Source organism: Pantoea eucrina (assembly GCF_020079945.1).
In the GTDB taxonomy this organism is placed as follows: domain Bacteria; phylum Pseudomonadota; class Gammaproteobacteria; order Enterobacterales; family Enterobacteriaceae; genus Pantoea; species Pantoea eucrina.
The window spans coordinates 20,968-42,421 of record NZ_CP083449.1; the positions used below are offsets into that span (position 1 = coordinate 20,968).

At 56.1% G+C, this 21,454-nt stretch carries 17 protein-coding genes and 1 pseudogene; 6 read left to right on the plus strand and 12 right to left on the minus strand.

What is annotated here, in order from left to right; genetic code table 11:
- The first annotated feature begins 93 nt into the window (after positions 1-93).
- Positions 94-663 carry a DsrE family protein gene (locus tag LAC65_RS16240; RefSeq protein ID WP_040113417.1) on the plus strand — a complete coding sequence of 190 codons (570 nt, stop codon included), beginning with the start codon at positions 94-96 and terminating at the stop codon, positions 661-663.
- Between the two features lie 73 nt (positions 664-736).
- Here LAC65_RS16240 and LAC65_RS16245 read toward each other — a convergent pair whose 3' ends face one another.
- The 6 genes from LAC65_RS16245 to LAC65_RS16270 form a co-directional block, all read right to left on the minus strand.
- Positions 737-1,165 (minus strand): ASCH domain-containing protein, encoded by a 429-nt coding sequence (locus LAC65_RS16245; RefSeq protein ID WP_040113418.1) that lies wholly within the window; start codon positions 1,163-1,165, stop codon positions 737-739.
- Between the two features lie 50 nt (positions 1,166-1,215).
- Positions 1,216-1,710, minus strand: a complete 495-nt coding sequence (locus LAC65_RS16250) for a DinB family protein (RefSeq protein WP_040113419.1) — start codon at positions 1,708-1,710, stop codon at positions 1,216-1,218.
- A gap of 102 nt (positions 1,711-1,812) precedes the next feature.
- Positions 1,813-3,807, minus strand: a complete 1,995-nt coding sequence (betT, locus tag LAC65_RS16255; protein WP_040113420.1) for a choline BCCT transporter BetT — start codon at positions 3,805-3,807, stop codon at positions 1,813-1,815.
- 90 nt (positions 3,808-3,897) lie between these two features.
- Positions 3,898-5,160: a DUF2254 domain-containing protein gene (locus tag LAC65_RS16260; RefSeq protein WP_040113421.1), complete on the minus strand. Its 1,263-nt coding sequence runs from the start codon at positions 5,158-5,160 to the stop codon at positions 3,898-3,900.
- A 34-nt stretch (positions 5,161-5,194) separates the two neighbouring features.
- Positions 5,195-5,482 carry a LysE family transporter gene (locus tag LAC65_RS18305; RefSeq protein WP_071882944.1) on the minus strand — a complete coding sequence of 96 codons (288 nt, stop codon included), beginning with the start codon at positions 5,480-5,482 and terminating at the stop codon, positions 5,195-5,197.
- Between the two features lie 146 nt (positions 5,483-5,628).
- The gene (locus tag LAC65_RS16270) at positions 5,629-6,345 is read right to left on the minus strand and encodes a DJ-1/PfpI family protein (RefSeq protein ID WP_040113422.1); all 717 of its coding nucleotides are present in this window, start codon (positions 6,343-6,345) and stop codon (positions 5,629-5,631) included.
- 95 nt (positions 6,346-6,440) lie between these two features.
- Between LAC65_RS16270 and LAC65_RS16275 the strand changes: the two genes are divergently transcribed.
- On the plus strand, positions 6,441-7,130 hold the full coding sequence (locus tag LAC65_RS16275; RefSeq protein ID WP_040113423.1) for an aspartate/glutamate racemase family protein: 690 nt from the start codon (positions 6,441-6,443) through the stop codon (positions 7,128-7,130).
- Here the strand turns inward: LAC65_RS16275 and LAC65_RS16280 are convergent.
- Positions 7,113-7,709, minus strand: a complete 597-nt coding sequence (locus tag LAC65_RS16280; RefSeq protein WP_040113424.1) for a TetR/AcrR family transcriptional regulator — start codon at positions 7,707-7,709, stop codon at positions 7,113-7,115. The genes LAC65_RS16275 and LAC65_RS16280 overlap by 18 nt on opposite strands.
- Before the next feature lie 277 nt (positions 7,710-7,986).
- Here LAC65_RS16280 and LAC65_RS16290 point away from each other — a divergent pair.
- A pseudogene (locus LAC65_RS16290) lies at positions 7,987-9,942 on the plus strand (methyl-accepting chemotaxis protein).
- 140 nt (positions 9,943-10,082) lie between these two features.
- Positions 10,083-10,973, plus strand: coding sequence for an ABC transporter six-transmembrane domain-containing protein (locus tag LAC65_RS16295; protein ID WP_052246541.1), 891 nt, complete (start codon positions 10,083-10,085; stop codon positions 10,971-10,973).
- Here the strand turns inward: LAC65_RS16295 and LAC65_RS16300 are convergent, their stop codons facing one another.
- Entirely contained in the window at positions 10,974-11,855 is an 882-nt protein-coding gene (locus tag LAC65_RS16300) for a LysR family transcriptional regulator (protein WP_040113425.1), read from the minus strand.
- A gap of 104 nt (positions 11,856-11,959) precedes the next feature.
- Between LAC65_RS16300 and budA the strand changes: the two genes are divergently transcribed.
- Entirely contained in the window at positions 11,960-12,742 is a 783-nt protein-coding gene (gene budA, locus LAC65_RS16305; RefSeq protein WP_040113426.1) for an acetolactate decarboxylase, read from the plus strand.
- A gap of 14 nt (positions 12,743-12,756) precedes the next feature.
- Positions 12,757-14,436 carry an acetolactate synthase AlsS gene (gene alsS, locus LAC65_RS16310; RefSeq protein ID WP_040113443.1) on the plus strand — a complete coding sequence of 560 codons (1,680 nt, stop codon included), beginning with the start codon at positions 12,757-12,759 and terminating at the stop codon, positions 14,434-14,436.
- 183 nt (positions 14,437-14,619) lie between these two features.
- Here the strand turns inward: alsS and LAC65_RS16315 are convergent, their stop codons facing one another.
- The 4 genes from LAC65_RS16315 to LAC65_RS16330 form a co-directional block, all read right to left on the minus strand.
- On the minus strand, positions 14,620-16,110 hold the full coding sequence (locus LAC65_RS16315; protein ID WP_420852416.1) for a PhoPQ-activated pathogenicity-related family protein: 1,491 nt from the start codon (positions 16,108-16,110) through the stop codon (positions 14,620-14,622).
- Positions 16,111-16,845: 735 nt separating this feature from the next.
- Positions 16,846-18,630 carry a bifunctional diguanylate cyclase/phosphodiesterase gene (locus tag LAC65_RS16320; protein WP_040113428.1) on the minus strand — a complete coding sequence of 595 codons (1,785 nt, stop codon included), beginning with the start codon at positions 18,628-18,630 and terminating at the stop codon, positions 16,846-16,848.
- On the minus strand, positions 18,624-20,720 hold the full coding sequence (locus LAC65_RS16325; protein ID WP_192415538.1) for a putative bifunctional diguanylate cyclase/phosphodiesterase: 2,097 nt from the start codon (positions 20,718-20,720) through the stop codon (positions 18,624-18,626). Before LAC65_RS16325 ends, LAC65_RS16320 begins: the two co-directional genes overlap by 7 nt.
- Before the next feature lie 322 nt (positions 20,721-21,042).
- Positions 21,043-21,426 carry a lysozyme inhibitor LprI family protein gene (locus tag LAC65_RS16330; protein WP_040113356.1) on the minus strand — a complete coding sequence of 128 codons (384 nt, stop codon included), beginning with the start codon at positions 21,424-21,426 and terminating at the stop codon, positions 21,043-21,045.
- Positions 21,427-21,454 lie beyond the last annotated feature (28 nt).

The window sequence follows — 21,454 nt, forward strand, 5'->3', positions numbered from 1 at the left end:
TACTCCTAAAAGCAGGTGTGCCACTTTGCAACCGCGTTTTTTTATTTATGCTGATTCTCCCTGATGCCTGCTACTGACTTACGCGGAGCGTACATGATCCGATACCTTTCCTCCTGCTCACTGATTCTTTTCAGCTCTTTTTGCCTGATGCAAAGTGCGCATGCGGATACGTCCCGAACGCCGCTGATTGCCGGCTACGGTAAACTCTATGACACGCCTGATGCGGCTTTTCAGCCTGACAGCACGCAGCGCTACAAACTGGTTTTCAAGGTGAGTGAGGCAGCGAGCAACGCCGCGGATATCAATCCCGGCCTGAATGAAGTGGCGCGCGTTATCAATCTTTATGGCCGTTCCGGCGTGCCGCTCAGTCAGATTGACGCCGTAGTAGCCGTTAATGGCGGCGCCACGCCCGCTATGCTGGATGAGCAGCACTACCACAAGCTATTCGGTGCGGCCAACCCGAATCTGCAGCTGATAAAAGCCCTGAATGATGCAGGCGTTAAAGTAACACTGTGCAGCCAGGCGCTGGCCTGGCATCATTACGATCCTCACTGGGTCGCGGCACCCGTTATCACTACCCCCTCAGCGCTGACCACGATGACCGTGCTGCAGAACCAGGGTTATGCGTTGCTGGATACGCAGGGAGGAAGACAGGATAAATAACATCTGCTGATTGATTGTTTTAGGTGAGCGATGCGCGGGAAGAGCAGACTGAATAACACGGCTATCGTGTGCCTTAAAAGCCGGCCTGAGGGGTCACGACCTCTACCCGCTCAAACTCTTCAGCCACCAGCTCCATACGCTCATCAAAAACGCCGCTGCTTTCAAAAAAGCGCTGGTGCTCCTGACGCCAGTAGCGGAGGCTCAGATCGCCTTCACCCTCTTTACGGGCAAACGCTTCGGTGACATCGCAGAAGCGTATCAGCTGCAGACTGACGATGCGAACCACGCAGACCGGTTGATTGTGGCCGTCCAGGACAATGCTGTAGCTGCCGACAGTCGGCGCTTCAGCATCGTTCTGAAAAGCAGCCAGCGAACCGCAGGTGGCGGTTTTCCTGCCCTCTGTAATCAGTTTCGCCAGGGTATCCGCCAGGGCAGGTGAATCACCAAACGCCCGGCTCAGCGCCTGCGGGTATTTCGCTTTAAGTGCATTTATCTCAGTCATATTGATTCCTTTCAGGTATCCGGAGTGACAGGCAGAGTGCGTTCTTTCCGTTACAAATTTTTATCATTGTGATCCCGCAAAAATACCGCCAGCACATCTTTCGGCGGCGTGACGCCGCACGCTGATAAAAGCCAGCCGACCGCACCGCGGTGGTAGGTGCCGTGAAACAGCATATGGTTGATCATCTCTTCAGCCTGCATTTCTCCGGCACCACCATCTACAAAACGAAAGCGGATCACTTTAGCGCGATCGGTTTCGTTTAGCGTAGCGACATGCTTCAGGTACCAGCGGGTGGTCTCCGACAGAGCATGCATCAGTTCTTCAACGGCAGGCGTTTCAGGGGTATTCAGTGCGGTGTAACCGTGCTGCTCACCGGTAAGGTTTGCTTTGAAGATAGCGTCCACAACATAGACGTGGTTCATCAGACGCAACGCCAGATGACGTTTTTCTGCAAACTGTGCGGCATCAATGTGGGAAATCGCCTGCAGGGTGGCGGCGTCTATCCACAATTTATAACGGAGAAGGGTGGTCAGGGTGCTGCTCATGGTTTCATCCTGAAAAAAGGCAGAGTCTCATCATAGCAGCAAAAAAAAACACCAGAGCAATAAAAAAGAGGAGCCAGGCTCCTCTTTTGTCATGCAGTCACGTTAACGCACGATGTGCAGGAAGTGCAGGTGCTTCTCATACTGGTCGAGAATATCGTTGATGATCTGCTCCTGATTCCAGCCCATTACGTCATAATCCTGGCCGCCCTCTTTAAGGTAGACGACTGCACGGTAATACTTCTGCTCCTCCGCTTTGTCACTTCCTGACATCCCTGCCAGCGCAAAGGCGGGCTGCAGGTAGGGACGCGCGCGGACTTCGTAAACGAAGTTAAGCTCCTGTCCCAGATCCACCTCAAACCGCACACGATCGTCTTCATCGGCACGGGTATGCGACGGGGTGTTTTGCTTTGCCAGCTCCTGCTCTACCATCTCCATCGCCGGATAGATGACTTCCGTCATAAAGCGCTTCACCTGCGAGCGTTTTGGAAAGTAGGCAATGTTACGTAAACGGCGCTGCCACGGAATCGGGTTGCGCGCAGCCGTGGGCGCGATAGTCGCAATCTGCTTACTGTCGCGCTTCCAGGCATCAATACGAAGCGCTTTAAGCAAGCCATACATCGACATTAACAGGATGATGGCAAACGGCAGGGCGCTGGCGATAGTCACAACCTGCAGCGCTTTCATGCCGCCGGCCAGCAGTAAAGTAATGGCCACGACCCCCATCAGCGCGGACCAGAAAATACGCTGCCAGACTGGCGTTTGATCCGTGCCCCCTGAAGCGAGCGTATCCACCACCATCGCTCCGGAGTCCGCTGACGTGACAAAGAACACCACTACCATGGCGACGGCAATACAGGAGAGAGCAAAGCTGAAGGGAAAATGCTCCAGAAAATTAAACAGCGCGAGCGTTTGATCGCTCATCACTGTCTGCGCCAGATCGGCGGCGCCCTGCTGCATGATCATCCAGATGGCGCTGTTGCCAAAGAAGGTCATCCAGAGCAGCGTAAAGCCCGCCGGCACAAACAGCACGCCGGTGACAAATTCACGGATGGTACGACCGCGCGATACGCGGGCAATGAACATGCCGACAAACGGTGACCACGCCAGCCACCAGCCCCAGTAGAACAGCGTCCAGCCGCCGAGCCACTTACTCGATTTGGGTTCATAGGCGTAGAGATTAAAGGTTTTGGTGACCAGCTCTGAGAGGTAGCCGCCGGTATTCTCCACAAAGGATTTCAACAGCAGCACCGTCGGACCCAGCGTACCGACCAGAATCAGCAGCAGCACCGCAAGGCCAAGATTAATTTCCGATAAAATCCGGATACCTTTATCCAGTCCGGAGACAACGGAAAGGGTTGCCAGTGCGGTGATGACCACTATCAGGATCACCTGCATCGTGGCGCTGACCGGCAGGCCAAACAAGTGATTAAGACCGGCGTTAACCTGCAGTACGCCGTAACCCAGCGAGGTGGCCACGCCCAGTACGGTACCAATCACCGCAAAAATATCCACGGCGTGGCCCATCCAGCCGTAGATACGGTCGCCAATAATCGGATAGAGCGCTGAGCGCAGCGTTAAAGGCAGTCCGTGACGATAGCTGAAAAAGGCCAGAATCAGCGCCACAATCGCATAAATCGACCAGGCGTGCAGCCCCCAGTGAAAGAACGTGATACGCAACGCTTCCCGCGCCGCGTTTACGGTTTCCGGCTCGCCTGATGGCGGCGCCATATAGTGCATCACGGGTTCTGCCACGCCGAAAAACATTAGCCCAATGCCCATGCCGGCGGAAAACAGCATGGCAAACCAGGAGTGATAACTGAAATCAGGTTCTGCGTGATCGGGCCCGAGTTTAATATCGCCGTAGCGCGACACCCCCAGGTAGATTACGGTCAGCAAAATCAGGGCAACAGCGAGAATATAAAACCAGCTGGCATTGGCAAACAGCGACGTCTGCAGTGCAGTAAGCTGGGTATCCGCCTGTTCAGGGAATAGCGCGGCGAAGGCTACCAGAATAAAAATAAGGGCAGCAGACGTGAAGAATACCGGTGGATTGATATGGCTTCGCTTCTTTTGGATATCCGTTTCTGATGTTGGCATAAGTATCCTGCATAACGTGAATGAAGACCAAATGTAACAATCAGTATGGAAGAGTAAAAGCGATACGCCAGCAGGTGTTTAAAAACCAGGCTAATCACGCGAAATTATTTCCGGGAGTGACCAGCGGGCTACCTGCTCCACGGCTACTTTGTCTGCTTTACAGGTCATCGCCGCGTTTGCGCGTGACAGGGCGAGCCTGGAATGGCGCTGAGCATCAGCGGCGTAACGGTGCGGTGCAATCTGTGCCAGCGCCTGAAGCGCCTTCTGCAGACGAATATGTACCTCAGCCAGTGCAGCACCATCGCGCCCTATAGCACTGAAAATATCATCAAACATATCGCTGATCCGGGCGGGCTCAATAAATATGCGCGGCCAGGTCACCTCATCAGAAGCCGCAGGGACAGGGTGACCAAACAATCTGACAGCACGGCCAATGATATCTATGGCCGTGCCCGGATCGTTGACGGCAGGCGAAAGTGCACGCGAGGCGATTTCTGCGAGCACACAGAGGCCAAAACGGGGATCCTGCTCATAAGAACGCTGTTCACCAACGGTAAATGCACGCTGCAGATGGTCCTGATCTTCTTCGGACATCGGTTGTGTGCACCACAGCAGGGGCGAGCGCGGATGCACAAAGCTGCCGGGCTGGGCAGCCAGATAAAGATGCACCTGCTGCGCGTCTGCCCAGTCGTTTAGCCGTTGCAAATCGATATGCTGCAGGTAACCAATCGCCTCGGGTAAAAGCGGGTGCGGTGTGGCCGCAGCGGGCAACTCACCCTGCCAGGCCGATCCGCCCATACAGGGATCCTGTAAGCGTTCAGTCAGCGCCGCGCGGGTTGCCTGCTCAACACGCTGAGACGTTTCGCCGAGGCTGCCAAAATTAGCGAGATGCTGGATCCAGCGAAGCAGGGTGATCACAATCATGGCGATCACCAGCAGCGTTACAAAGAACAGCACAACCCGCCCCTGTGTGCCGTATGCGCCCATCCCCAGCGCAATGATCCCTACCAGGCTGTAGAGAAACGAGCCAATGAACGTCGCCAGCACATTCTGCGTGGTGCGATCCTCCAGCAGCAGACTGGTGGCGCGGGGCGTTACGCTGCTGCTCGCAGAGTTATAGGCTGAGACCATAATATTCAGCGAAAACGTCGTAACGGCCAGCATACTGGAGGCGAGGATAGCCAGGATTTCATCCACGGCTTCACTGCCGATGAGACCGGATACGGAAGCAGGAATAAACGGTTTCACCGCGATAGCCACCAGCGCGGTGATCACCGCCAGTACGGCAAACAGCGAGCTGCGAAACCAGAGCTGTTTTGTCAGCCGGCGCAGTAACCATTGTGTTTTCGACATCGTCTTCCCTGTAATCAGACTGGTTAACTGCGGCTCAGCAGCAGGCGTATGCCGGCAAGCGAAAGTATATCCCCAGCACGGCGTCGGGCATGCGCTGAACGCGCTGATAAAGAGCAGCCATCATGGGCGCGGAGAACAGCAGCGCAAGGCTGCAGAACACCGCAACACAGATTGCTGCGCAGCCACCCATTATGTTGGGCAGCACCCCGGCATCAGCACCGGGCGTCAGCGTCACGGATATAATGGACACCCAGGTAAGAATAGCCCTGGGATTTAATATGTGCATGAGCACACCCTGCCGGAACCGTTTACCGTCGCGCACAACAGGCTGCGGATGTGTGTCCGCGCGCTTTTCTGCCGGCCGCTGCGCATTGCGGTACCCATAATCGCCATATTGCCGCGGCCCGGACTTGCTGTGGCCACGAAACAGGTGATAAAGACGAGTAACAGTTCGCTAACGTGAGGCATTCAGCGATCATCCATGCCTGAGTTGAGAGAAACGAGATATTGAGCTGCCGTGACGGTGGCCTGACGGCGCGTTTCAATAAACGTCGCCATCTGTGTCGTGGCCTGCGCTAACAGCTCAGCCGGTGCGGTACCCGGCGATCCACTGTTAAAGGGCGGTTGGGGGTCATACTCCATCTGCAGCTGAATCATCTGCGCCACCGCTTCACCCTGCAGGTCAGCTACCACTGTCAGCGCGAAGTCGATGCCTGAAGTCACGCCTGCGCCGGTGATGCGGTTCCGGTCGCGTACCACGCGCGCGCTGACCGGCTCAGCACCCAGCAGTGACAGCTGATCCAGCGATGCCCAGTGAGATGTGGCCCGGTAACCTTTGAGCAGACCCGCCGCCCCCAGCACCAGCGAGCCGGTACAAACTGACGTCACGAGTGAGGCCCGCTCGCTCTTTTCACGAATAAACGCCAGTACAGCGCTGTCCGTCATCAGGGCAATTTGTCCCGGACCGCCCGGCACACAGATCACATCCAGCGACGGACAGTCGTCGAAAGTGGTGGTGGGCAACATCGCTAATCCCCGATCTGAAATCACCGGATCCAGCGTTTTCCAGACAAGATGCACCCGGGTGTGTGGCGCGCGGGCAAAGACCTCAAAGGGTCCGGTGAGATCCAGCTGGGTGACGCCCGGAAACAGCAGTAATCCTACAGAAAGTTCAGACCCGTGCATGACAGCATCCTTTCAGGTGTGCGATAAAACACCATAGCGAATATACACGCAGCGTGTATAGCTCCCCGGCAGTCCAGAGAAGGAAATAACAGGCAATGAAAACCATTGGTATTCTGGGCGGAATGTCTGCTGCCTCAACGCAAACCTACTATCGTCAGCTATGCGAGCTGACGCGTCAGCGGCTGGGGGGACTGCATTCGCCGGAGCTGCTGATCCGCTCGCTCGACTTTGCACGCATTGAGCAGCTGCAGGCCAGCGGTCAGTGGGCGGCTGCCGGTGAGATCCTGAACAGAGAGGCGCATGCGCTGGCTCGTGGTGCAGATTTTATTGTGCTGGCCACGAATACCATGCATAAACTGGCTGAAACCATGATGAAAGACGTTGCTGTTCCGCTGCTGCATATCGCCGATGCGACTGCAGAGCGTATTGTGGCGTCGGGACTGCGCGCGCCGGGCCTGATCGCTACCGCATTCACCATGGAGCAGCAGTTCTACCGTCAGCGGCTGGAAACGGCCGGGCTACAGCCACTTATCCCGGCTAACGACGATCGTGCCAGGGTACACCAGATTATTTATGATGAGCTGTGCAAAGATATCACCACAGCAGCCAGCCGCGAGGCGTTTGTGCAGGTGGCAGAGCGGCTGGTAGCGCAGGGCGCGGACTGCATGATCCTTGGCTGCACTGAGGTCGGCATGTTGCTCAATCAGGGCAATGTCTCTGTGCCGGTGTTTGACACCACGCTGATCCACTGTGAAGCAGCGCTGGCGTTAGCGCTGACACCCTGACGTCGGCTGCAGCACCAGCCGGATAAACGCGGTGATATCCGTCATCGCCTGCTGATGTTTCTCTGCTGAAGGGCTGATACTCAGCACCTCAGCGTAACCATTGAGCATGGCGCTAAGCTGACGGGTAACCTGACCTGTATCGGCAGTGTGAAAGTGCTGCTGATCCACTCCCTGCTGAATCATCCCGCCAATCAGTGCGCTCCAGCTGGCTATGTTCTTTTCAGCGAGGGCGGCCCATGCGTCATTGTTCGCTGCCATCTGCCAGAGGGAATCATAAAGCTTCCACGTTGCATCCACACTATCCGGCAGGTAGATCCCGGCCAGCCGCCGCAGCTGCTGCTCTGGTGCCAGCCCTTCAGCCTCGCGCGTAAACTGTGCGATCTCCTGCGCCATAAAGCGCTCAAGCGCAGCCAGTGAGAGCGCCTGCCAGTTACTGAAGTAGTGATAGATATGGCTGCGCGACAGGCCAAGTTGCTCGGTAACGTCACGGGTCGTTACCCCGGCAATGCCTTTTTCGATAAACAGCGCCACAGCGGTATCAAGAATACGGTGCTTTAATTCGTCGGTATTTTTCTTCATCTGCGCTTTTGCATTCCGGTCACAACACAGGGCGCATGGTAGCAGATATACCGGTGATTGCCGCGTTTAACCATTGGTGTGGTCTATATCAGCAATTGCTGAAGATTGTTCCGGGCAGGCCGATAACCGTGGTCCGCTTCTGCACAGTTCAGCGTGCAGCGGCGGCAACGCACTGATGAGTTCTGATTGCGAACGGACCCTGCTTTTAGCCCTCTTTTAACCACACCAGGCTGCGCAGCTTTAATGCGCAATAGCTTACAGCAGGAAAAATAAGAATATGTCTTTAATGAAGACGATGTTTAGCCGCGCCCGTTTTACCGCACGATCTCAGCCTGCAGATGGTATCTATCATTGCCAGAATCTGCCTGCCTCGCCGGGCGATATTGGTCTTTCCTCGCGTGCGGCTGGCATTTTACTGACCTTTGTGCCGCCGGAGGCGGATTTTTATCGTGTCAGTCAGGCCTAGCAGCGTTTCAACTCGGCTGCGTTAACGGTCATTACGCTTTCATCCAACGGGGCGCTAAGCGCCAGCGGTAAACAAAGCACCTACTGTGACGGTAACGGGCAGGAAGGCAGCTGGCTCTGGCTGCCTGACTCACTGGTCGCGGAGCATGAAACCCATATCATCGATTTGCATCTGAAGGATACCCACAGCGTCACCGAGCGTATCAGTGCCATTCAACGCGATCTGGCCGCGCTCCAGCTGCGTATGCCGCTCTCTGCCGATCGCACGTTTGCGATGATCTACTGCGACGGCTTATCTGCGTCAGAAGGCTTTTTTATGCAGGCCTGGTATAACAGCGGTCGCTTTCCCTGCCTGGCCATTGGCGGCTCAGCAGGCGGGCGTACAAGCTTTGACGGTACGTGGATAGGGGCAGGCGGGCAGGTGCTGCAGGGCAAGACGGTGGTAGTGTTCTGCCGCATGGCGGCCGGTAAATCATTTGCGCCGTTCAAAAGCCAGAATTTTACGCCGCTGGAAAAGAGCTGGCTGATTGCGGAAGCCGATCCGCTGACGCGTACCGTGACCTCTGTCTTTACCGCTCAGGGCAAGCAGCAGCCGTTCACCGCCGCGCTGGCAGACCAGCTCGGCTGCAGTGAACAGCAGCTGAGTCAGCGTCTGCAAGGTCTGACGTTTGCCGTTAAAGCAGGAAACGAATATTTCATACGCTCGGTCGCAAAAATCGAGGCCGGGCGCGTACATTTTTTCTGCGACCTTGAATTTGGCGACCGCCTCTGGCTGATGCAGGAGCGCGACTTCAAAGCGGCGACGCTGCAGGACTGGGAAAAGTTTGTCTCACGCCACGGCAAGCCTGCTGCAGTCATGATGAATGACTGCATTCTGCGGCGTCAGGGAAACCTGAGTGCCCTGCAGAATGCACATTTCTTCAAAGGTATTCCGGCCGCCGGGTTTTCCAGCTTTGGTGAAATCCTTGGCGTGCCGATTAATCAGACGCTCTCGGCGCTGGTGTTTTTCAACCGCGACGTGAAAGCGATGGCGCAGTTTCCGGTAGAGTATGCGGGCTATGCGGCGCACTATGCCCAGCGCGCGCTGCGCCGCTGGGAAGCGCTTAACGGCATCCAGACCCGGGTACTGGGGCGCGTGGTGAGCTATCAGCAGGAGCTGACGCCTATTGTGCAGGCGCTGCCGGCGCTGGAAGCCGCCACACACAGCCAGAGTGAAACGCTGAACATGGCAGAGAACAGCATCCGTGCAATCAGCGCTATCGCCAGCGAAAGTCAGCAGGCACAAAGTCAGCTTGGTGAGGGTCTGGACGATCTGGAGCGGATCTCCGATGGCATCAATGTCATCACGCACGGTATCAGTAACATCGCGTTTCAGACTAATATCCTGGCGCTGAATGCCGCCGTTGAGGCCGCACGCGCGGGCGAAGCGGGACGCGGCTTTGCCGTGGTCGCAGGCGAGGTCCGCCGGCTGGCGCATTCGTCAAAAGAGCAGGCGGAAGCCACCGCCAGCAATATCAGCGACGCTGTCGGTACCATTTCCCGCATCCGCAGCGTGGCCAGCCATACGGTTCAGACTGCCAGCGACATGGCCGATCGCAGTCTGCACGCGGCGGATGCCATCGCGGCCATGAGCCAGCAGACGCGCAGTGAACGGGCTGACATTACACAGCAGCTACAAAACCTCCGTACGCTGACGGCCGGTATGGATGCCATGCAGGCTGCCGTTGATGAACTGAAAATACTGCAAAAGCTTTCGGCCGAACGTTAATCTCTTTACTCCGGGCGCACCCTCAGCTGCGCCCGTTTCCTGTTTCCGCTTTTCTGCAGATTGACTTTGAGCAGTTGCTCAAATAGACTCGCCTTGAGTTTGAGCAACCGCTCAAATATGCAATTACATCAGATGAACCTATGAAAATCCTTAGTGCAGCTTCCACTCAGCCGGCCCCGACAGGTGCAGCCGCCATGCTTAAAATGCTTGGCATGCGCCACAGCAAAAAACTCATCATCACGCTCGGCCTGGTGGTTGCGGAAAACGCGCTTTATCTGCTTTATCCCTTACTGGCGGGCTTTGCCGTCAACGCGATCCTGGCAGGCAATGCGCTGCACGCGGTGCTTTATGCCGTCATGGTTCTGGTAATGTGGCTGATTGGCGCGGCACGACGCAGCGTTGATACCCGCACTTTTGCCCGCATTTATGCTGAGATGGCCGTCCCGGTGATCCTCGCTCAGCGGCGTGAAAATAACCGCGCTTCAATGGTGGCTGCGCGAGTGACGCTGTCACGTGAATTTGTCGACTTTTTTGAGAAGCATCTGCCGGTGCTGATCACGTCAGTAGCATCCATTGCCGGCGCGGCAGGGATGCTGCTGCTGATTGAATTCTGGTCAGGCATGGCGTGTCTCGGCATTCTGCTGTTTTTTGCGCTGTTCCTGAAAGGGTTTACGCGTCAGAACGAGCAGCTGTTTCTGCGCCTGAACAACCGGCTGGAAAAAGAGGTTGATATGGTAAGCCACGCGCCCGCCTCACCGCTGGTACGGCACTATCGCGTACTGGCCCGGCTGCGGATCTGCCTCTCCGATCGGGAAGCCGTTGGCTATCTGGCCATCGGCAGCGTAGCCGCGCTGCTGTTTGGCAGCACCATTCTGGTCATGAGCCTGAGAGGCGGCGTGGAAGCGGGGCATGTGTACTCTGTCATGACCTATATGTGGATGTTTGCCATGAGCCTTGATGATGCGCCTCAGCTGCTGGAAAAATATTCCCAGCTCAGGGATATCGGGCGCCGGGTAAACAGCGGGAGCTGATCATTCTTCACTGACCAGGCTCAGCAGATGCAGCACGCTTCTGCTGGGGTGATTGCGCCGCCAGGCAAAGGCGATATCCGTAAACAGCGTATTGTTTTCAATTTCGCAAAACCGCAGCTGCGGGTTATTGATACAGCACAGTGAGGCAGGTACCAGCGCGACGCCGCAGCCGGCCGCGACCATGCCCAGCGAAGCGGCGATCTGCGGGGCCTGCTGAAAGCGATCGGCGCATAAGCCGGCGCGCAGGCAGGTACTGACGATCAGCTCATAAAGGCTGGGTACCACCTCGCGCGGAAACATAATCAGTGTCTCTTCCGCCAGCTGCGTCAGCGCCAGGCTTGCCTGCTGGCTCAGCGCATGCCCGGCCGGCAGCGCAATCATCATGCGTTCAGTCGCGATAACCCGCAGGTTAAACGCTTTGCTGCTTTCGCACGGCAGGCGGATAAACGCGGCATCCAGCAGTCCGTCACGCAGATCCTGCATCAGCAGCGCCATATTCTCTTCGCGGGTGATCAGCTCCATCGCCGGATAGCGCGCTCTGAAGCGACCAAGAAGCTCAAATACCGGCGAGCCAAAGGCTACGGAGCTGGCAAACCCCAGCGACATCTGACCGCTCATTCCCCGCGCCACGCCGCGCGCTTTTTCCAGCGCGTGATCCGCAAGCTGTACAACCTGCAGCGCATCAGGCAGGAAAGCGCGTCCCGCTTCTGTCAATTCAACGCCGCGCGTCAGGCGCTTCAGCAGTGGCGTCCCTATCTCATGCTCCAGACGCTGGATCTGCTGACTCAATGGCGGCTGAGAAATACCGAGCATCTCAGCCGCACGGGTAAAGTGCAGCGTCTCAGCGACGGCAACAAAATAACGCAGATGGCGCAGTTCCATATCAAAAACGTCTCAAAGCTGGCAGCTTTCGCTATTGGATTCTGTGAGCAGGCTGGCTCATCCTGATATTAACACGGCTTAACTATCAGTTTGCGAGGCAGTAAATGTATGATTTTGTATCGGGTTGTTCATGCGAAGAACAGCTAAAGACAACCGTTAATCAGCTGGCAGGGCAATCAGCAGAAAAAGTTATCTATCAGACCTCGCTGATGAGCGCACTGCTGCACGGCGTCTATGACGGTAAGACGACCGTTTCCCGGCTGCTGGAGAAGGGCGATTTTGGTCTCGGCACCTTTAATCAGCTTGATGGCGAGCTGGTCGCGTTTGATCGTCAGGTCTGGCAGCTGCGGGCTGACGGCAGTGCCCGTCCCGCCCGTCCGGAGCAGCAATCTCCCTTTGCCGTCATGACTTTTTTTACCCCGGAACATCAGCACCATTTCAGCGAAAAGAGCAGCCGTGAAGAGGTACACCGCGTTATCGACAGCGTGATTACTTCTGATAACCACTTCTGCGCGCTGCGTATCAGCGGTGACTTTGTCTCGGTGCAGACGCGCACCGTGCCCTGCCAGTGCCGTCCCTATCGGTCCATGCCTGACGTCCTGGGCAATCAGCCCACCTTTGATTTTCGTCAGCGCACAGGCGAACTGATTGGTTTCCGCACGCCGCAATATATGCAGGGCATCAATGTCGCGGGCTATCACGAACATTTTATTACCGATGACCGGCAGGGCGGCGGCCACATTCTCGATTATGTACTGGCGCAGGGCACGCTGACCTTTGGTGCAATCAGCAAGCTGGTGATCGACTTACCGCAGGATCGCGACTTCCTGCAGGCCAACCTGAACCCTGACAACCTGGATGAAGCTATCCGCTCCGTTGAGAGTTAATAACCGAGGTAATGATGAAAGAACATAAAACCCAAACGAGCTGGCGTAGCGGGGCAGATCTGGTGGTGGCGCAGCTGGAAACCCAGGGCGTAAAGCATGTGTTTGGCATTCCCGGTGCGAAAATCGATAAAGTATTCGATTCGCTGGTGGATTCGCGCATTGAACTGATCCCGGTGCGTCATGAGGCGAATGCCGCTTTTATGGCGGCAGCGGTTGGGCGGCTCACCGGTAACGCAGGCGTCGCACTGGTCACTTCCGGGCCAGGCTGTTCCAACCTGGTCACCGGCATGGCGACCGCCACCAGCGAGGGCGATCCGGTGGTAGCGATTGGCGGCGCGGTGAAACGATCGGACAGCGCAAAACAGGTTCACCAGAGCATGGATACGGTGTCGATGTTTCGGCCGGTCACTAAGTTTGCCGTCGAAGTCACCGACGCTTCCGCGCTGGCAGAATGTGTGTCTAACGCCTTCCGTCACGCGGAAAACGGGCGCGGCGGCGGCGCATTCCTCAGTCTGCCGCAGGATATCGTCGATCAGCCGGTGACCGGCAGCCTGCTGCAGCATAAGGCACGCGTCACGCTGGGCGCCGCGCCAGATACGCTGGTGGAGACGGTCAGCCGTGAAATAGCGCACGCAAAAAACCCGGTGATCCTGCTGGGACTGATGGCGAGCCAGCCGGAGAACAGTGCGGCCATCCATGAGCTGCTGAGCAGAAGTCATATTCCGGTGACCAGTACTTATCAGGCGGCGGGCGCGGTACGGCAGGAACATTTCCCGCGCTTTGCCGGCCGTATCGGTCTGTTTAATAACCAAGCGGGCGATCGTTTGCTGCAGCAGGCTGACCTGATCATCACTATCGGCTACAGCCCGGTGGAGTATGAGCCGGCGATGTGGAACCGCGGCAACGCAATCCTGGTGCATATCGATGTGCTGCCCGCCCAGACCGATAACCGCTATCTGCCCGATGCTGAGCTGGTGGGAGACATCGCGCAAACCGTGCGTAATATTGCGGCACGCATTGAGGCGCCGCTGCAGCTCAGCGCTGCGGCCGCGGCCATTCTTGATGACCGACAGCAGCAGCGGCAGCTGCTGACGCTGCAGGGTGCGAGCCTCGATCAGTTTGCGCTGCATCCGCTGCGGATCGTGCGTGCGATGCAGGACATTATCAATAGCGACGTCAGCCTGACGGTCGATATGGGCAGCTTTCATATCTGGATCGCCCGCTATCTCTACAGCTTCCGCGCGCGGCAAATCATGATCTCTAACGGGCAGCAGACCATGGGCGTTGCGCTGCCGTGGGCGATTGGGGCCTGGCTGGTTGACCCCTCCCGCAAAGTGGTATCGGTCTCCGGCGATGGCGGCTTTCTGCAATCCAGTATGGAGCTGGAGACGGCGGTGCGGCTCAACGCCAATATTCTGCATATCATCTGGGTGGATAATGCCTACAACATGGTAGCCATTCAGGAGGAGAAAAAATATCAGCGCGTCTCCGGGGTGAACTTTGGCCCGGTAGATTTCAAAGCTTATGCCGAAGCATTTGGCGCAGCCGGCTTCTCTGTTAACAGCGCAGCAGAGCTTGAAACGGTACTGCGCCGGGCAATGGACGTTAATGGTCCGGCGGTGGTCGCCATTCCGGTCGACTACAGCGATAACCCGCTGCTGATGGGTCAGCTGCACCTCAGCCAGCTGCTGTAATCACGCAATATGATGAACGCCAGAGTGGCATCCGTGACAGGCGCCGCTCAGGGCAGTAGCGGGGCGTATCTGCCCGATGCTGACTCCGATGATGTGGCCAGATTGCCATCACGGCAGAAGGCTACATCATCCGGACCCGGCAGCCTGGCCGCCGGGTTTCAATACAGGGAGCAGGGCTGTGCATCACTGTCTGGCAGATTCGGGAGTCAGTCCCCGACCCGGGAGAATTTGACACGCTGCCCCTGTAGACGGAGGCGCTGTTTCCGGGTATTTATCATCGGGCGTAACATATACCTGCGTTGTGGCTATATACCCGTCACTGAAGGTGGCTTCAATATAAGTAGCCTGCCATCCGCTGTCGGAGGTTGTCAGCTGAAAGCTGAGTCTCTCCCCGTCACCTTTCAGACTGACGGGTACCGAGCTGTATTTAACGCCGCAGGCATATCGAAAGTCTCTTGCTAACGGGTTTCTGGCTGTCCACTGCAAAACGCTTGCCGGCTTTTCTGAAAAACTGACCGTCAGATATTTTTTTCCGTCACCGCGACTCTCTGTTTTTTCCGTAATGTCAGGGAGCTTTTTCTTTTCCTGAAAACGGTTAACAAACGTAATCAGCGACTGCTCCGTAACGGACAGAATGCCACTGTGCGTGGTGTCAGGAACAATCCGTAAAGACCTGACGCCAGGTAACCTATCATAATAAAAATGACTGTTGTCCGGGGCGTAGAAATCATCACCGCTGGCATTAATAATATATTTGTCAATTTTCAGACGCTCACCTATATCAGTATTCAGATAAGTGAGGGGATCTTCCAGCGTCATCAGGCTTGCAAATTCATCCGTACCCAACAGCTGATCAATGCCCGATTTATAATACGGATAAAAAGCTACCGGCCAGTTTTTTCCATATGACCGATATATGTGTTCAAGCGACTTTTTAGTATTCAGCAGGTCCATGGCAAACGGAACGATGGCATCGACGTCCGGGTCAGACAGCGCTGTCAGCCACGCGGTCCAGCCGCGCTTGGAGGCTCCGGTGACAATAAATTTAGCTATATTTTGCTGCCCCAGTTCTTTCTTTGCCAGCCTGAAGGCCTGTGACACCGAGGCTGCCATAGGAATATGAAGGGATGCGTTCTGATATGTCTGAGTGTCTTTGATAAACAGTTTCCAGGAATAGGCCACACTGTTATCTTCACCCAAAGGGTCTGTGACTCCCTGATAACTCAGTCCCTGATTAGGAACATTACTTACTGATACTACAATGGTTTTTGTTGCAGTCGCAATGCGCGAGAGGGTGTGCTCACTGAAATCCGCAGGCGCGACAGGAGTGCCTGAGCCATCATCGTTGCTGCCATTATTGACAACAACAAGGGCGGTTTTTTCTCTGGCAGCGTCAGGAATATAGATATCCACTCCATTCTGCCAGCGTTCCGGGGAAACGACACCTTGCGGAGACCACACCTGTGAATTCAGGCTATACCTGTGAAGCATAACGCCAGGCAACTGTTTTTTTTCCACAAGAGAATAATCAAGTGGAAGTGATGCAAGTGATACTCTGTAATCAGAAATAAGGTGCGTCAGACGGGTGTTGTTCTTATATTCTCCGGCAGATAACGCCAGACAGACAGGCGAGATAAATAGCATCGCAAGATATAATGCTGTTATTTTCATCATGAATCTCCGTTCAAAGATAAATAAACTGATTAGCGCAGGTTACTGAGCATCATGATATTAAGGCTTATTGCTGCAGATTGACTTACAGCTTTGTCCCGAAAAAACGCCAGTTTGCTACGAAGAGCGAATCCACCTTTTTCCGGCTCGCACCCGTCACACCAGTTGCAGGCGCAGGCGCTGCCAGTGAGCTCACATCCGTCGCAAATCTTATCTATCCGATCGTTGAATCACTCACCTTTATGTTTTCATAGCTGACAGCACACGGGTAAGCATGCCCTTCCTGAATCTGCGGGCTTTAGATCCGTTTCTTAACAGAATAAGAAAGCGAATTTAATTAAAAAGGATTTTTTCCCTATGGTTGCTAATCACATCGATAACACGGTCAGCTTGAAGTTATTCGGGAAGAGACGGGAACAGAAAAGTGGCGCAGGCGTTTTAGTCCAGGCAATACACAACATATAGCTATCGAACCTGTTGTTCATCTTATGAAAGTTGTTGTATTGAACCCGCCAAATCATCTAGGAAATCTGACAGCAACTTATCCGGAGATCAATCGTGAAGATATACCGAGTATTTTCCCGGATTATGACAAGTTGCTGTCAATGAAACAGGCGATATAGGTACCAAAAAAGGATCTCTCTGAGATCCCTTTTTTGATGCGTGGCATTTTGTCATCGCATTGCTAAAACCCCTTAACGCGAGTTTTCGCTTACTCTTCAATCATGCGCGGCTCGCTCAGCGACACTGTTCACGCAGCTTCCACAACAGCCACGCATCCAGCTCTGTATCGGCCATGGGCCGGGCGTAAAAGTACCCCTGCGCCTGATCGCAGCCATACTCCATCAGAGTATCCACCGTTTCCGCATTCTCGACCCCTTCAGCCAGTACCACATAGTCCAGCTCCTTCAGCATGCTGATAATGCTGCGGGCGATGATACGCGATGCCATATCTGAAGAGAGATCGCTGATCAGAGAGCGATCAAGCTTAATGACATCCAGCGGCATACGCCGCAGATAGCTGATGTTACTGTAGCCGGTGCCAAAATCATCCAGCGAAATACCAAAGCCACGCTGTTTCAGCCGCAACAGGCCGGCCATTGCCATCGGGCTTTCAATAATACGTTCGGTTTCCAGACACTCAATGCCCAGCAGCGAGGTAGGCAACCGGTGCCGCTGCATCTGCTCCTCCAGCACGGCGGCAAACTCCTCACGCGCAAAATCGTTGAGGCTGACGTTAACCGTAACGGGCAGCTGCGTACAGTGATTGCGCAGCCGTGCCATGCGCGTAATCGTCCGGTCGATGACCCACGTGGTCATCGCCTGCAGCAGCTCAGTCTGCTCTGCCAGGGGGACAAATGCCACCGGGGAGAGCTCGCCATGTACCGGATGACGCCAGCGGATCAGCGCCTCCAGACCAATCGGTGCACCGGTTTGCAGGCAAATTTTTGGCTGATAAACCAGATAGAGCCCGCCTTCGCTGCGCAGCGCGGCCGCGAACTCATGCATCAGCGTATAGTCGCGGCTGTGCTGCACTTCAGTCGACGCGCTGTATGCCACAGAAGGCAGATTACGCCCGATAGCCTCATGCAGCGCGCTGACCGCACGGCGCAGAATCTCACTGCCGGTAAAGCAGCCGGCGGTGAAATCTGCCTGACCGGTATGCGTGGTCAGCGCGACAGAAAGGCCTTCTCCCAGATCAGCACTTATTCCTTCCATTCGCCCGGCAATCCACTCTGCGCTCAGGCGGCTGCTGGTGCGGGTGAGCAGCGCAAAACGTCCGGTTGCTACCGTATAAAGCAGTTCGCCCAGCGACGGGCGCAGACGCAGCGGCAGCAGCGTGGCGACATCTTTCAGCAGGCTTTCCACTGGTCCGATTCCCATTGAACGCGCCAGCTCCCAGGCGCGCGGCATATCGACACACTCAATCAACACCAGACGCCGGGGGGCAGCATCGCCAGACGTGGCAAGATGCTGCAGATCGCGGATCAGCCGCTGCCGGTTTGGCAGACCTGTGACCGGATCGGTGAAGCCGGCTGCGTGCCACGCCTCAAGAAAGGAGATCACCAGGTTCGCCAGCAGCCGCAGTGTCTCCAGCTGCTCCGCGCCGAAAGGATGCGGCTCAGTATCAGTCACACAGAGGGTACCAAAGATAACACCTTCGCGATTTTTCAGTGGCACGCCGGCGTAAAAGCGGATCCACGGCGAACCGGTTACAAAGCGATGCGTAACAAACCGGGCATCAAGCCAGGTATCCGGTATGACCATCGGGCTGTCGTCATCAACCACGTAGCGGCAGAGCGACTCTTCGCGCGTGGTCTGTTTCAGCGTAAAATTGCGTGCCGCGCGGATATACTGATCGCGCTCATCCAGCACTGAAACAAAACATCCGGGGATCTTCAGTACCTGGCTGGCCAGCCGGGCAAATTTACCCAGTACGTTGTCACGACACTCGTCTGGCTCGCGCAGCGCCTGCAGGACACAGTGATAGTGGCTCTCTTCATCAGCAGAATCGATCAGCATGACGCCTCCGCGCTACCGGGCAGCAGCCGCTGAAAGGCGTCCGGACTCAGCGGTTCACCCAGCGCATGCCCCTGAATCGTATCGCATTCTGCCTGGTTCACCTGTATACGCTGCGCGCTGTTCTCCACGCCCTCAGCCAGCACCTTCAGCTGCAGGCTTTTTCCCAGCGCTGCAAGCGCGCGGAACATCATGCGAACCCGACCACTCTCTGTCAGCTGTGCCGTCAGCGACTTATCCAGCTTTAGTCCGGTTACAAATTCATGCTGCAGCAAACTGATGGCGCCCAGCGCGCGGCCATAATGATCAATAATAAAGCTGGCGCCGGTTTGCCTGATCGCGGTTAAGCGTGCCGGCAATTCCTGAACCAGCGTCGTCAGCATTGACTCATCCACCTCCAGGTCAACAAAACTGGCGTCGCTGTCGGTAAGCTCCCGCAGCAGTTTATCCAGCCGGATATCATCCAGCTGGCGGGGAAACAGATTGATGCTGACGCGCAGGCCCGGTTGCCGCTGTCGCCACAGGATGACCTGCTGCAGCGCACTGCGCAGCACCCATTCGCCCAGCGTGATGGAGAGCGAGCTTTTCATCAGCATGCCAATAAACGCCTCAGGCAGCAGCAAACCGCGCGTCGGATGCCGCCAGCGCAGCAGCGCTTCGCAGCCGGTCAGCGCGTGGCTGACCGCATCAAACTGTGGCTGGTAAAAAAGCACAAACTGATGCTGCCGCACCGCCACCTCCAGCTCGCGCTCAAAGCAACGTCGCTGCTGCTCAGCCTCAAGGAATGCAGGCAAAAACTGCACGCTGCAGCCTTTACCGGCTGCTTTCGCCTGGTAGAGAGCAAGATCGGCGGCATACATCATTGCCGGGGCATCGCGACCATGCTGTGGCCAGGAGGCGATACCCAGGCTGGCACCCACCACCACCGGCGTGTCCTGATAGCTGAAAGGTCTTTGCACCGCTTCCACCAGCTGTTGAGCGGTCTGCTGCGCAGCCTGGCTATCTCCGGGAAGCAGGATCACGAACTCATCTCCGCCAAGCCGGGCTGCCATAATTGCCTGCGTGCAGACCGTACGGATTTGTCCGGCAACATGGCACAGCAGCGCATCGCCAGCCGCGTGCCCCAGCATATCGTTGACCTCTTTAAATCCATCCAGATCGGCCATCAGCAGCGTGAAGGGAACGTCCGCCAGCGTCAGTTGCTCCAGCTGATCCATAAATGCACTGCGGCTGGCCAGCCGCGTGAGCATATCCAGGGAGGCGAGTTCGCACAGCCGTGCTTCACTCTCGTGACGATCGGTAACATCGCGAATAATCATGCCGACCAGGCGTTCCTGATCTTCCTGCCAGCCGGAAAAAGAGACTTCTGCCGGGAACGCCTGGCCATTGCGTCGCCGGGCCCAGATTTGCACCCGGCGCGGCTGTGAGATGGCTGACCGATCGGCCATCATGCGCGCCAGCTCTTGGCGGTAGGCCGTCTGCGAGCGCTCGGAAACCAGGTCGGCAACATATTCACCCAGCATCTCCTGCGCGCTATAGCCAAACAGGCGGGTCGCGGCCGGATTCCAGAATATGACGCCCTGCCGGATATCCGTGCAGATAATGGCGTCGGAAGAAGTTGAAGAGATCGCCTCCAGCCGCTGCTGACTGCTGTGACGCAGCAGCTCCAGACGATGCACCTCCATCTGGTCCATAACCAGTGACGCAATAGCGGCCAGATGCCGGCGATCGGTTGCGTTCAGCACGGCGCGCGGCTGTGTATCAATCAGGCAGACGGTGCCAATGCGGTGACCATTTGGGGTAGTGAGCGGTATGCCGGCATAGAAGCGGATATGGGGGTATCCCAGTACCAGCGGATTCTGGCTGAAACGCGCATCCAGACGGGTGTCCGGCACGCAGAGCACATCATCCTGTTCAAGGGTGAAACGGCAAAACGCGACGCTACGCGAGGTTTCGCAGATAGTCAGACCGTGACGCGATTTAAAAAACTGCCGGTCACTGTCAATCAGTGAGATAAACGCCACGGGCACGCGAAAGAGCCGCGCTGCCAGCATGGTAAGGCGATCCAGCGCCTCTGAAGGCGGGGTATTCATCAGCTGATACTGTGCCAGCGCCTCGAGACGCGCCGCTTCGGCGTCTGATGTGAGTTGCAATGTCGGTCCCCTGTAGTGAATGCTGTGACCAGCTTGACACAGCAGTGTGGGGACACGTTCAGTCAGACAGAGAGCCTGCCGCCGGAAGAAAGGTCCTGCACACCTGCCTGATTTAATTAACTCAGATAAGCGATTTTTGTCAGAATGCTGCCGATAGTAGCAGGCAGGAGAGTGTCTGATACCACTCTCCTGGTGCTACATTATCGGCATGTCAGACCAGAACTTCAGGCGGAATAAGTTTGCAAGCGTAAGTAACTATTTCTTAGCGCGGACAGCTGAGGTCGCCCTCTTCGCAGTTAAGCAGCGACTGCAGTTCTTTGGTCCGCTGCTCTGTTTTATTCTGCAGGCACTGCGATATCAGCATAGGATGAATCGATCCGCCACGCGTGGCGGACGTCATAAACTCGCAGTCGGCATCGCGCCAGGCTATCCAGCGCCGTTGCGCAGTCTGAAGCAGCGTTTTCTGCTCACCGCTCATCCACTTCAGCACCTGCCGATAGCTGCTATTCAGTGCCTTATCCGCGACGTTGTAAGCACCCGCTGCACATTCATTCATTTCCATCTGCGTTTCAGCCTTGCTGCAGTCCGCTGCCATGGTGCTCGCGACAGGCAGTATTAACAGCGCACCCAGTATGAACTTTTTCATCACGTCTTCTCCATTTTACGTTGTGCTG

Excerpts from the sequence above, each read along its gene's own strand:
- LAC65_RS16240 (WP_040113417.1), top strand. The coding sequence starts at position 94 with ATGATCCGATACCTTTCCTCCTGCTCACTGATTCTTTTCAGCTCTTTT.
- LAC65_RS16245 (WP_040113418.1), bottom strand. The coding sequence starts at position 1,165 with ATGACTGAGATAAATGCACTTAAAGCGAAATACCCGCAGGCGCTGAGC.
- LAC65_RS16250 (WP_040113419.1), bottom strand. The coding sequence starts at position 1,710 with ATGAGCAGCACCCTGACCACCCTTCTCCGTTATAAATTGTGGATAGAC.
- betT (WP_040113420.1), bottom strand. The coding sequence starts at position 3,807 with ATGCCAACATCAGAAACGGATATCCAAAAGAAGCGAAGCCATATCAAT.
- LAC65_RS16260 (WP_040113421.1), bottom strand. The coding sequence starts at position 5,160 with ATGTCGAAAACACAATGGTTACTGCGCCGGCTGACAAAACAGCTCTGG.
- LAC65_RS16270 (WP_040113422.1), bottom strand. The coding sequence starts at position 6,345 with ATGCACGGGTCTGAACTTTCTGTAGGATTACTGCTGTTTCCGGGCGTC.
- LAC65_RS16275 (WP_040113423.1), top strand. The coding sequence starts at position 6,441 with ATGAAAACCATTGGTATTCTGGGCGGAATGTCTGCTGCCTCAACGCAA.
- LAC65_RS16280 (WP_040113424.1), bottom strand. The coding sequence starts at position 7,709 with ATGAAGAAAAATACCGACGAATTAAAGCACCGTATTCTTGATACCGCT.
- LAC65_RS16295 (WP_052246541.1), top strand. The coding sequence starts at position 10,083 with ATGAAAATCCTTAGTGCAGCTTCCACTCAGCCGGCCCCGACAGGTGCA.
- LAC65_RS16300 (WP_040113425.1), bottom strand. The coding sequence starts at position 11,855 with ATGGAACTGCGCCATCTGCGTTATTTTGTTGCCGTCGCTGAGACGCTG.
- budA (WP_040113426.1), top strand. The coding sequence starts at position 11,960 with ATGTATGATTTTGTATCGGGTTGTTCATGCGAAGAACAGCTAAAGACA.
- alsS (WP_040113443.1), top strand. The coding sequence starts at position 12,757 with ATGAAAGAACATAAAACCCAAACGAGCTGGCGTAGCGGGGCAGATCTG.
- LAC65_RS16315 (WP_420852416.1), bottom strand. The coding sequence starts at position 16,110 with ATGATGAAAATAACAGCATTATATCTTGCGATGCTATTTATCTCGCCT.
- LAC65_RS16320 (WP_040113428.1), bottom strand. The coding sequence starts at position 18,630 with ATGCTGATCGATTCTGCTGATGAAGAGAGCCACTATCACTGTGTCCTG.
- LAC65_RS16325 (WP_192415538.1), bottom strand. The coding sequence starts at position 20,720 with ATGAATACCCCGCCTTCAGAGGCGCTGGATCGCCTTACCATGCTGGCA.
- LAC65_RS16330 (WP_040113356.1), bottom strand. The coding sequence starts at position 21,426 with ATGAAAAAGTTCATACTGGGTGCGCTGTTAATACTGCCTGTCGCGAGC.